Source organism: Synechococcus sp. R55.2 (assembly GCF_047462075.1).
In the GTDB taxonomy this organism is placed as follows: domain Bacteria; phylum Cyanobacteriota; class Cyanobacteriia; order Thermostichales; family Thermostichaceae; genus Thermostichus.
Window position 1 is genome coordinate 1 of sequence record NZ_JANSIH010000030.1, and the last position, 11,508, is coordinate 11,508.

Genomic DNA, 11,508 nt, shown 5'->3' on the forward strand with positions numbered 1-11,508 from the left:
GGGCTGATAGCAGTCGTGGTTTTTATTACCATCTATTTCAACTGATCGCGCTAGCGGGCCGGAGGCCTTAGCAGGAAGCAACCGGTCGTTTGTTTCACCTCAACGGTGAGATAAATGACTATGCGTTGTGGAACGGTTATCTGTAGGGATTGGTCGCCCTTCGACATATCGCCACTCTGCTGAAAACACAGGGCAAGAACCCGATTCCAAAGGTTGAGGATCCCGACTATCTTGGTGGGTGTTGACCCAGGAAGCAAGCCATGCTGCTGACCACTACAGACGTGCTCCAAGGTAGAGAGGTTGAGCGTTACTTGGGCATTGTTACCGCCGAGGTAGTTTATGGCACCAATGTTCTACGGGACTTCCTTGCTAGCCTCCGCAACATCATCGGGGGACGCACAAGAACCTATGAAGAAGTTCTCGAGAATGCCCAGAAAAAGGTTTTGGAAGAGTTGGAGCAGCGAGCCAAACGTTTGGGAGCAAATGGCATCCTAGGCGTTAGCATTCATACCAACATGAGCGCGACAATGATCCTCGTTACCGCCGCCGGCACCGCCGTCAAGCTGCGCTAGAACCTTTAGGCCAGGCTCTCCATCAATGCCTCGTCGATCTCAAAGTTGGCGTAGACATTTTGCACATCATCCAAGTGGTCCAGCCGCTCCATGAGGGTCAGTACCAGCTTGGCTGTCTCGGGGTCCTCCACATGCACCTCCGTAGAGGGGATCCAGCGGATGGCCGCCTCTTGCACCTGGTAGCCTTCTTTTTTGAGGTAGGTGGCCACCTGCTCCAGCAGGGTGTAATCGCAGTAGACTTCTGCGTCGGTTCCCTCTACCTTGAGATCCTCCCCGCCTGCTTCGGCTACCGCTAGCAGCAGAGCTTCGGGATCCAACACCTCCTCCAGGCTGATCACCCCTTTTTGCCGGAACAGCCAGCTCACACAGCCGGCTTCTCCCAAGCTGCCGCCGGTTTTGCTGAAGGCTTCTCGCACCTCGGCAGCCGTGCGGTTGCGGTTGTCGGTCATGGCCTCGATCAACACAGCCACCCCACCGGGGCCGTAGCCCTCGTAGCGAACTTCTTCCAGGGGGCTGTCGTCGCTCCAGTTGCCGGCTCCCTTGGCAATGGCTCGTTCAATGTTTTCGCTGGGCATCCCCGCTGCTTTGGCTTTCTCCACTGCCGCCCGCAACTGAAAATTCCCATCCGGATCTGGCAAGCCGTTGCGAGCTGCCACGATGATGGCCCGCGAGAGTTTGGTAAAGAGGCTGCCCTTTTTGGCATCTACACGGGCCTTTTGCCGTTTAATGTTGGCCCACTTGCTGTGTCCTGCCATGCCGCCACACACCAGTCAAGCAATGAATTGGAGGGATCCCTCCACTTTTGAAGCCTAGATCACCTCGGCTCAGGACTCAACCCCGCGACAACTGGGAGGGCACTGGCCTGGTCACAAATTATAGTTAGTTATTTCAAACAGCAGTGAAACGGTTCGTTATGTCGATTCCTAACTCCCTCTCCCAGAGAGAAACTGGGGGTAAGGGCAGCGGCGCGGAGCGCTTGGGGAGTATCTCAATCTGGTTTGAAATGACTATAACGAGGGATCCTTCACAACCCAGACTCAGCTACCCAACAAACCCATCAGGGCTGAATCGGCTGCCGCTGGATCACATCCCCTTGGGGCGGAGGCGGAGGGGCTGGGGTTTCTTGAGGGGTAGGCGTTGCCTCTATGGGAGGAGTTTCCCCAGGAGGCGGGGGCAGAGGGGGCACACCTTCTCCAGGCACAGGCCCAGGTGTAGGCGTGGGGGTTGGGGATGGAGTTAGAAAGGGCGTCACCTGTCCCAACAGCTCGGCATAGAAAATCGCATCTTGCTCTGGCCCAAAGCGCCCCACTTCCCAACGGTGACGGGGCACAAACATTGTTTGCAGCAGCACTTCCCGGCTGACAAAAGCGGGAGTACCCGAGAAGACGTAGCCATCGACAATGACTCGATTCAAATCGGGCCGAGTTTGAAACACCCGATCCACCTCCCGCAGCATCTCCGTATCCAGCCGCCCCAGCAGAGTTTCCAGGGTGTCTTCAGGGCTGATCGGTACTCGCACCGAAAAGCGATAGCCTTCGCAACGATAGTCCCCACAGATCTTGACCAGCTCGTTACGCACCCGGATTTGCGCCCCAGGATCCAGATTGCGCCCCGGCACAAGGACTTCTTCCTGAGGTTGCTGTTCGACCGGCTGGGCCCATAGCTGGAGTTGACTTGCCCATCCTGCCCAAACTAGGGATCCGAAAAACAAGCCAAATCCCAAGCCTTTCAGGGGAAGGCTCCAACCCAGACTGCCCTGCTCAGAGCGAGGTGAAACGGGGGGCTCACAATCCTGGATCGGGCTGTTCATAAAGCGTTGACCGATTCTTCAGCGATGGCTACCGCCAAATCTACCCGACATCGGCCAGAGAGGCACTAGGCAGGGAGAAAAATAGGGTATTGGCCTCGGATCAGTTTCAAAACAGGGGCAGAAGAGAAGCTTTGACCAAGAAAACTGGGTTGCAAGCCCCGCCCTAAGGCCTACGGCCCGCTGACGCGACCAGGGCGGCTTTGTGCTATGGTGTTGAACGAACTCCGCCAACTTGAATAGGGCGCAGTGTCAACAGGGAAAGTATCTGGGAGTTCATCCCAGTAGGTGGCGTCATAGCATCCCCCACCACTTGCAAGGGTGGTGTAGCTCAGAAAGTTAGGAGTCATCCTGCAACCTGGGAAAGAATCCTTGCCATTTAGGGCAGGGAGAATGTCGGCGCTGTTGTTCCTTCACCTTTGCGCTACGCCTACTACCCCGGCTGTGTGGCCCAAGGGGCCTGTCGTGAGCTGTACGACTCCACCGACCAGATTGCGCGGCATCTGGGCATTGAACTGGTGGAGCTGGAGGCTGCTTCTTGCTGTGGTTCTGGCACCTTCAAAGAAGAATCGGAGCTGCTGGAAGATACGGTAAATGCCCGCAACCTGGCTTTGGCCGAGGCGCTGGGGTTGCCGATGCTCACCCACTGCAGCACCTGTCAGGGGGTGTTGGGCCGCGTGAATGAAAAGTTAAAAGCTGCGAAAACCGCGAATCCAGAGTACTTTCACCAGGTGCAAGCCCTGTGCCAGAAAGGGGGCTGTGAGAGCCGTTACCAGGGCACAGGCGATGTGCGCCATTTGCTGTGGGTGCTGGTTCATGACTACGGCCTGGAGCGATTGGCCCAACAGGTCAAGCGGCCCCTCTTGGGGCTGCGCTGCGCTGCCTTCTACGGGTGTTATCTGTTGCGGGCCTACGACATCTCCCGCTTCGATGTGGCACGGGATCCCCGTTTGATGGAGGATCTCTTCGAGCGTTTGGGGGCCACCCCTGTTTGGTATCGCGGGCGCACCCAGTGTTGCGGCTGGCCCATTTCCAGCTATGCCCCGCAGCAGTCTTTCTCGATGGCAGGCCGGCATCTTCTGGAGGCCATAGAGGCGGGAGCGGATTGTTTGGTCACCCCCTGTCCCCTGTGTCACCTCAACTTGGACTCTCGGCAGCCGGAGGTGGAAGAGGTGATCGGGCGCAAGCTGGGGATCCCGATCCTGCATTTGCCACAATTGGTGGGCCTGGCCCTGGGGATCCCGGCGAAAAACTTGGGACTGAACCGCCATGTGGTGCAGGTGGAAAAAGCCCTGCAGAAAATAGGCTGCTAAATCCCACTTGATGGCTGGGGGATCCCTGGGCAAACATCAGGTGGGGTCTGCCTGGGAAGGATATGCTATTCTGCCCAGCAAGGTACCCGTCCTTGTTCAAAAACCGCAAAGTTCCTCTTAAATTCACCTACTCCTGCTTGGCAGCTCCCTATGGTAGTCTCGGATCCCTTTGGCCTTGTTGTGCAAGAAGTGCAGCAGGGCGGGTACGCAGACCGAGTGAAAAAGCTGGTTTACTTTGCCTGCACCAGCACTTGGGAAAGCGATGTCAGCAAGTTGAACCAAATAGACCTGAAAGCCCTGCTGGAGCAGCTTTGCCGCCAGCACGCTACCCTTGATGCTTTGGGCCAACGCTTTCGAGATGCCATTAGCCGCATCAACAAAAAAGCCGAGTATGCTCGCATCGCCAAGATGCTGCTAAGCAAGCTACAGCCCCTGTATCAACAGCCCCAAGCGGATCCCTCTAGCCCACTCATGCCCTCGCCCAAGGAGCCATCAGCTTGGGCCGCACCCTCGCCTATCTTGTCCTTGGAGTATGGAAGCCCACGACTGCAAAAGCAAGACTACGATCCCTTCGAGCTGCGGGCAGGGGTGATGCGGCAAACCAGCCCTTTGCGGGCCAAGCTGGTTCTGTTCACGGCTTTGTACCACAAAATAGAGCCTACTCTGCAGGGGTTGGCCGCCCTGCGACGCCACAGCCTGGACGAACTGCTCAGAGCCCTTTACGATGCCTGCCACTCCCCCCAAGAACTGGAAACCCGGCTGAAGGAGGCGGTGCAGCAGTTGCAGGAGCCGGATCAGGATGGCCAAGCCGCCAATGCTGTGCTGCAGATGCTGAAGCCTCTTTACGTTGACGTGCCCCCAGCGACCCTCCCCGGCGGAGGATTGGCTGCTGAGCCTCTCTCCGCCAATCTGGATTGGCTGAATACGGAAGATGCCGTTCGTGCCGGCAGGACAGAGTCCTTGTCCGGTTCCATGACTTGGATTGACGCTGGGATCCCAGAGGATGAGGAAGAGCCTGCAGAGCTTTCGGCTTTTGCGACCCCGGCAACACCACCCGCCCCCTCTTCTGACCTGCAACAGGAGCTCCCAGAGCCCTGCTGCCAACTGCTCCATCGCAGCGCCGGATCCCTGATGGTTGCCATCGAGAATACCCTGAGCGAGTTGGGCAATGCCCTGGACGAAGGGCTACAGGATGAGGATCCCGCCCAATATCTGACGCTCAAACACCAGGTGCTGCGCGGCTTCTTGAGGGATGTCGAGGGATCCGCTGCGATGTTCATGGGGATTGTGAAAAAGCTAGAACAATCGGAGTGGCGCTTGGTGCAGCCCCCTCACGTCAGCAGTGGGGAATACGCTTTGCCGGAGGCGATCACTGAGGTGCCCACCAACCTTGCGGATCCCTATGCTTCCCTGAGACAAGTCTTGGCCAGCAGCGAGCTGGCCCGGCAAAAGCCGCAGTTGGAGCAGGAGGTGATGCGCTTGGTGCGGCGCAGCGTCGGCTCTGTCAAAGCTGCTATCGAACAGGCCCTGAGCGAGTTGGGCAAGGCGTTGGATGAGCAGTTTCAAGCCTGCACTCTAGAGGAAGCCTTGGTTCTCAAGTACCAGACGTTGCGCACTTTTTTGCACGAAGTGGAGGAGATCTCCACCAAATTTGCTGCTTTCTTGGATCGCATGGAGGAGGCAGAGCGCCGTCTGTTCGGACTGGTTTGAGAGCCAAGCCCGCTGTTCGGGGATCCCGTTCAACACTCACGATCAGCCGCGCCGAGTGTTGGGGAAACGCCTTGATTTTCTTCTAGAATGGCCGCTAGTTTGGATCCCCTCTCGCTTCTCTGAGCTCTCCCCCCTCCATCTATGGACGCCAAGGATCTGCTCCGGCTTTACCGGGCAGGACGAACCAACTTTGCGGGCGAAAACCTGGCCGCCCTCGACCTGAGCCGGGCCGATTTGATCGGGGTGGATCTCTCCCAAGCAGACCTGCACAGCGCCAACTTGATCTTCGCCTTCTTGGGGCGGGCCAAGCTGCAGAAGGCCAACCTCGTCGGGGCTAACCTCGGGGGGGCCAACCTCAGCCAGGCGGACTTGAGCGAGGCGGATCTCAGGGATGCCCAGTTGCACGGCACCACCCTACAAGGGGCAGATTTGCATGGGGCCAACCTAACGCTGGCCCTGTTGATCGATGCCAACCTGCTGGATGCGGATCTGCGCTGGGCCAACCTCACCAGTGCCAACTTGGGGGGAGCTTGCTTGCGGGGGGCTAATCTCCGTTTCGATAGCCGCCGGGGAGCGGTATTGCGCAACGCCAATCTTAGCCGCGCTGATCTCAGCGGAGCCAACCTGTCGGGAGCGGATTTGACACGGGCCGACCTGAGCGGGGCCAACCTAAAAGAGGCCAGTTTGATCAAGGCCAACTTGCAAGGGGCCAGCCTGCAGCAAGCCCGTTTGCAGGGAGCCATCCTGAGCGAGACCGACCTGAGGGGGGTTTCTTTTTTGGGGGCAGACCTGCAAGGGGCGCAGATGGCGCGGGCCAACTTGAAGGAGGCGATACTTCGCCAGGTGAATCTGACAGAGGCCAACTTGAGCGAGGCGGATCTGGCCGCAGCCGATCTTTCCGCCAGTTGTCTGTGCTCGGCCAAACTGGCGCGGGCAGATCTGAGTCGGGCCAATCTGGCCGGGGCCGATTTGCGGTATGCCAACCTGGTGGACGCCTATTTGGGCCGCACCAATCTGGAAAATGCCGATCTCGGCAGCGCGATCCTAACCCGAGCCGATCTGAGCACAGCCAACCTCAGCGGGGCCAATTTGCGCGGGGCAACCCTGCCGGATGGACGGATAGGCTGATTTGACCGGCTCGCCGCCTCACAAGACGAGGATTCTTATCACTGGCTAAGACGGGGATCCGCCCTGGAAAAGGTGAGGTTTTCCCCTGCCCCAGAGGGGCCACAACCGCTACCCTACAAGGGAAGGATGGGTCAAAGAGATCCGTGAACAGCCGCCGATTTCTGTCCTTGATGGAAGCTTTGTGGGCCGATCTGCCCTTGCCGGAATGGTTGCCGGGGGCAGGAGAGCGCTCCTGGCAGCAGACGGTGGCAGCTCTGCTCCAGCTCTGGCAAGAAGTTGGACAGTTTGGGGTGGTGATCGGTGGGCCGGTGTCTTGGTGGCCCCCCTGGGTGGTTCGGGATCCGCTGCCTCAACTGCCGTCGCCCATTGACGCTCCAGAACCGAACCTGAAGCTGCGGGAGCTGGCCCGTGAAGATCCCTGGCTGTTTACCCCTGACTTGTCCCCTGAGTCGATTCTGACCCCTGGCCAGACGGTGATCCCTCTCCTGCCGCGGGATCCCCTGGTGGAGGAGCCTTTTTTGCTGGTGCTCACCCCTGTTTTTTCGGTGGTGGCCGCCCAAGGGCATCACCCCCACACGCGACAAAGGGGCATGATGGTGTCTTTTGAGCCGGAGGTGGTGCATCGGGCTTGGCAGATCCTGGAGCAGCGGGTTCAACAGGGTAGGCCGGATCGCTTGCCCTTCTGGCAGCAGTTGATGAAGCACCATCCCCTGATGGAGCCCCATGTGCGGGTGCTGGCCCGCTTCAGCAGCCTTCTTCTGCTGGGAAACTTGGCCGAGTCGGGATCCCCGCCCGCTCGCCTACCCCCTGCCAGGGCGGAGAACTCCTCTGTGCCCACAACCCGGCCAGAAGATAAGCAAAAGCGGCGGATCCCGGCAGCTTCCTCTCCCCCTTCCCATAGCCAGCCTGCCGATCAAGGCCAACAGAACAGCCTTTCGGAGGCAGAACTGCTGCGGGCTCTCATCCACGAGATCCAGACGCCCCTCAGCACCATCCGCACCTTGGTCAGTCTCATCCTGAAGCGGTGCGATCTGCCGCCGCGGGTACGGGAATACGTGGAGAAAATCGACCGCGAATGTACTGAGCAAATCAACCGCTTCGGGCTGTTCTTCCAGGCCACGGAAACGGTGATGCCCACTGCCACCCCAGGGGAGGGGCGTCGGCTCCAGCTAGAGCCCATTGCGTTGGTGGACTTGGTGCGGCAAAACCTGCCTCGCTGGCAGGAGCAGGTGGAACGGCGGGGATCCCAACTGGAGTTGGAGATTCCCGATGAGCTGCCGGATGTGGTCAGCGATCCCAAGGCGCTGGAAGCGGTGCTGTTTGGCATGGTCGACCGCATTGCCCGCAGCACCCCGGCTGGCAGCCACATTCGCGCCCAGTTGGTCAGCGCAGGGGAACTGGTCAAACTCCAGTTTCAGGTCAACACCCCTGAGGACAACAACGTCGCTGCTGCCGCAGAGCCCAAATCCCCTCAGGCCATTGGGCAGTTGTTGGTCGTGCAGCCGGACACAGGTGCAGTAAGCCTCAGCCTTCCCGTCACCCAAACTTTGTTCCGCGCCTTGGGGGGCTACCTCACCGTGCGCCACCGCGCCCATCGGGGGGAAGTTCTCAACATCTACCTGCCCCGCCAGCTATAAGCCACCCAGTTGGGATCCCGATAGCGTCTCAGGATTGATATGGCGGATTGCAGGGGAGGTAGGGCTAGGATCGATCTGCCAGCGCCGGGAGAGTCTAGGGATTGGATCCATGCCGAGAGCCAGAAAAGTTGCTGAACACCACCCAGAGCCTGAACCCGTCTGCGGAGCCGGAGAACCCAAGGTCAAGGGGGTCACTCTCTCTGCCCAGCAGCTTTCCACTTTGCTTCACGAAATGCGCAATCCTCTCACCGCCCTAAGCACGCTGGCCAAGTTATTACAAAAACGCTTGCCCCCAGAGGATCGCAACCACTGGATTGGCCTCAGCATTGAACAGGAGTGCAAACATCTACAGGAGCTGTTGGCGGAGTTTGAGCGTTGGGACGGGATCCCGGCTCCCCTCCAGCTTCAGCCCCTCTCCTTAGCCGACCTGCTGCGGGAGTGGATTCCCATCTATCAAGCCTTGGCCGAAACCCAGGGACACCACTTTCAAGCCGTCCTGCCCCCTTCCCTACCCCCTGTACAAGCCGATCCGCGTGCCCTGCGGCAGGTGCTTGATAACCTGATCGACAACGCCTGCAAGTACACCCCGCCCCCAGGTGAGATCCGGCTGAAGGTGGAGCTGGGTGAAGATCCCTCAACTGCTTCGCAATGGGAAGTGTTCGTTGCCGTCTGCGACAACGGCCCCGGCATCCACCCTGAGAACCTGGAGCGGATCTTCGATCCCTTTTTTCGGGCAGATCTTTCTAAGCCAGGGCAGGGGCTGGGGTTGGCCATTAGCCGCGACCTGGCCACCCGGATGGGCGGAGATCTCCAGGTGGAAAGCTCCCCCCAAGGCTCCTGTTTTCGCCTGAGATTGCCCACAGGTTAGTAGGAAGATTGTAGAGATATGGGATGGCAGGTGCCGCCAAACGCTTGAACGCTACCCAGGAGCTGCAGATGGCCTCTTCTCCCCCAGCCAAACCCGAACCCCCTGCTGCCAGTCCAGCAGCCCGCATTCTGCTAGTAGATGATGAACCCGGCTTACGGGAAGCGGTGCAAGCCTACCTCGAGGACAGCGGCTTTGAGGTGATCCCGGCGGCCAACGCCCAGCAGGCTCTGCAACTGCTCAGCACGGCCCAGCCTCAGTTGATCATCTCCGACATCATGATGCCCGGCATGGACGGCTACCAATTCCTGGCCCAACTGCGGCAACTGGAGCCCTATAGCCATCTGCCGGTGGTGTTCCTCACCGCCAAGGGGATGACCGCCGATCGCATCCAGGGCTACCGCGCCGGCGTCGATGCCTACCTGCCCAAGCCCTTCGATCCGGAGGAGCTGGTGGCCATTGTCTCCAATCTCATTGAGCGCTCCCGAGCAGCCAGTCCTTCTGAAGTGGTCGCCCGCGAGCTGGCCTCCATTCGGGCGCTTCTGGCAGAGCGAACTCTTCCCCCAACCGGTCCCTCTCAGCCCCCCGCCCCAACTCCCTTGCCCCCACCCATTAAGGTAGAGTTCACGCCGCGCGAGCGACAGGTATTGGAAAAAGTGGCAGAAGGGCTGATGAACAAGGAGATCGCCAAGCAACTGCAGACCAGCGTGCGCAACGTGGAAAAATACGTGACCCGCCTGCTGAACAAGACGGGCACCAGCAGCCGCACCGAGCTGGTTCGCTATGCCCTTACCTATGGCCTAATTCGGCTATAGCCCTCACCCCCAACCCCTAGGAAGACTGAAGAACGTGAGACACGGTTTTATCGCTGGGGCTTTGGTGGCACAGTAACCAGCAGCTCCAACCCAAAGGCGTGATCCCCGGCAGGGTAGCTGGTAATGCCCAGCCCATCGACGCGGGTCAGCAGCTCGCGGGCCTCCGGCTCTAAGCTTGCCAAACCGCCCGGCAGCGTAGCCTCCAGCACTGTGCGGATCCCTTGCCAATTCAGCAAAAAGTAGCCGTAGTTGGGCTTGGGCAACTGATCGTAGAGGGTCTTCAGCGGCTCAGTTCGAGGGAGCAAATTGCCCTGGCGTTGGGCAAGCGTTTGCAGTGCTGCCGTGCTGGTGGTAACGATCAGGTAGTTGCCTTCCCAAGCCCGCACCAGAAGCGGTCGGTTGAACAAGGGATCCGCCCAGATCACCTGCCCACCGGCTTCCGTTACCCGTGCTCCGGATTCTTGGGCCAGCCGATCCAACTGAGTCAGGGCCGCGTTGGCCTTGTCTTTTTGGCTGGTCTCGATCACCAAGGCTGCTCCCATGCCCTGCAACAGGGGATGGGCCTGGGCATCCGGTGCCACCAGCAGGGCCATCTCCCCATCCATCCAGGCCAGCAGATCTTTTTCCAAGTCCAAGCGAGTATTGGCGCGAAACTCAGCCCGCAGCTCCTCTAACGACTCTTTGACCGGCGGATCTTTCTCCAGCTCAGGCACAACGGCTTGCCAGCGCTGGGCGATCTGTTGGGTGGTCAGCACCGCCAGGGCATTGCCGGGCAGCCGCTGAATAAGTTCGCCGCGAGCCGGTTGCCACCCCCCCTGCACCTGGGTTTTCGGATCGGTCTGGGTCAACATGCGCAGCCGTAGGCCCTGCTCTTGCCAGTGGGCAGCCATGGCCAAAGAGCGCAGGGGTTGCAGGGATCCCAGCGTCGCCGGATCCAGATCCTGCATCCAGTCTTTGAAAGATTCGGGATCCTCCTGCAAAGCCTGGAAGTTGAAGTAGGCAAAGGCCAGCGTGCCGCTCTTATACAGATCGCCAACAGCGGTGCGGAAACTTTCGGAGCGGCCAATCGGCTCTGCTTCGCCGCGATACACAGCAATCGCCTGCTGCATCACCCTTGGGTCGTTGGCCACTGCCACAAAGCGGTTGCCAAACTCAGCAGTTACCCATCGCTCGCCCGGCTCCCCGTTGGTTTGCACATAGAGGGTGACCCCCTGCTCCTGGCGCTGCTCGAAGTTGGCCCCTTCTGCTGCTGCCTGTTGCCGCACCTGGGCCAAGAATTGCCCAGACAAATCAGCGTTGCGGGTGCTGGCTCCAAACAGGATCCCAGGCACCGGCTCGGCAGCTCCGGGCACCAGATTGGGGATCACCACTGCCATCGTGAATTGCTCGCCAGCCCAAGCTTGCATCTCTTCCCGAGAGAACTCCTTGCCGGTTTCAGCCAAAGCTTCTGCCGTCCAGCTCTCCCACTGGGCCAAAAGGTCAGGGTGAGTGCGAAAAGATTCTTCCGGTTGGGTAGAAAAGGTCAGCACCAGGGGCGCCGACTGGGGAACCAGCGCGGTTTCCGGCAGAACATCGCCGGGCAACTGTACCTGTGGCCCTCTGAGTTGGCAGGATCCCAGAAGCCAAGAGCCCCCCACCGCCATCAACGTAAGGGAGAGAGG

10 protein-coding genes are annotated in these 11,508 nt (G+C 59.6%); 7 read left to right on the forward strand and 3 right to left on the reverse strand.

Annotated features, from left to right (window positions below):
* Positions 1 to 260 precede the first annotated feature (260 nt).
* A complete protein-coding gene (locus NW838_RS00925) occupies positions 261 to 572 on the forward strand; it encodes a YbjQ family protein (protein WP_011431068.1) in 312 nt (103 codons plus the stop codon).
* A 5-nt stretch (positions 573 to 577) separates the two neighbouring features.
* On the opposite strand, the gene NW838_RS00930 is transcribed toward NW838_RS00925, so the two are convergent.
* Positions 578 to 1,327, reverse strand: coding sequence for a YebC/PmpR family DNA-binding transcriptional regulator (locus NW838_RS00930; protein ID WP_414356067.1), 750 nt, complete (start codon positions 1,325 to 1,327; stop codon positions 578 to 580).
* 302 nt (positions 1,328 to 1,629) lie between these two features.
* Entirely contained in the window at positions 1,630 to 2,382 is a 753-nt protein-coding gene (locus tag NW838_RS00935) for a hypothetical protein (RefSeq protein ID WP_414356069.1), read from the reverse strand.
* A gap of 416 nt (positions 2,383 to 2,798) precedes the next feature.
* Here NW838_RS00935 and NW838_RS00940 point away from each other — a divergent pair, with 416 nt between their 5' ends.
* The 6 genes from NW838_RS00940 to NW838_RS00965 all read left to right on the forward strand — a co-directional run bounded on the left by NW838_RS00940 (position 2,799) and on the right by NW838_RS00965 (position 9,847).
* Positions 2,799 to 3,692, forward strand: coding sequence for a CoB--CoM heterodisulfide reductase iron-sulfur subunit B family protein (locus NW838_RS00940; protein ID WP_414356497.1), 894 nt, complete (start codon positions 2,799 to 2,801; stop codon positions 3,690 to 3,692).
* Between the two features lie 150 nt (positions 3,693 to 3,842).
* Positions 3,843 to 5,402 (forward strand): hypothetical protein, encoded by a 1,560-nt coding sequence (locus NW838_RS00945; protein ID WP_414427318.1) that lies wholly within the window; start codon positions 3,843 to 3,845, stop codon positions 5,400 to 5,402.
* A gap of 141 nt (positions 5,403 to 5,543) precedes the next feature.
* Positions 5,544 to 6,530, forward strand: a complete 987-nt coding sequence (locus NW838_RS00950; RefSeq protein ID WP_414356500.1) for a pentapeptide repeat-containing protein — start codon at positions 5,544 to 5,546, stop codon at positions 6,528 to 6,530.
* A gap of 143 nt (positions 6,531 to 6,673) precedes the next feature.
* Positions 6,674 to 8,167: a sensor histidine kinase gene (locus NW838_RS00955; RefSeq protein ID WP_414427319.1), complete on the forward strand. Its 1,494-nt coding sequence runs from the start codon at positions 6,674 to 6,676 to the stop codon at positions 8,165 to 8,167.
* A gap of 109 nt (positions 8,168 to 8,276) precedes the next feature.
* Positions 8,277 to 9,035: a sensor histidine kinase gene (locus NW838_RS00960; RefSeq protein ID WP_414356506.1), complete on the forward strand. Its 759-nt coding sequence runs from the start codon at positions 8,277 to 8,279 to the stop codon at positions 9,033 to 9,035.
* Between the two features lie 68 nt (positions 9,036 to 9,103).
* Entirely contained in the window at positions 9,104 to 9,847 is a 744-nt protein-coding gene (locus NW838_RS00965) for a response regulator (RefSeq protein ID WP_414356519.1), read from the forward strand.
* A gap of 47 nt (positions 9,848 to 9,894) precedes the next feature.
* Here NW838_RS00965 and NW838_RS00970 read toward each other — a convergent pair.
* Positions 9,895 to 11,508: DUF3352 domain-containing protein (locus tag NW838_RS00970; protein WP_414427320.1), on the reverse strand; the 1,614-nt coding region annotated here is incomplete at its 5' end.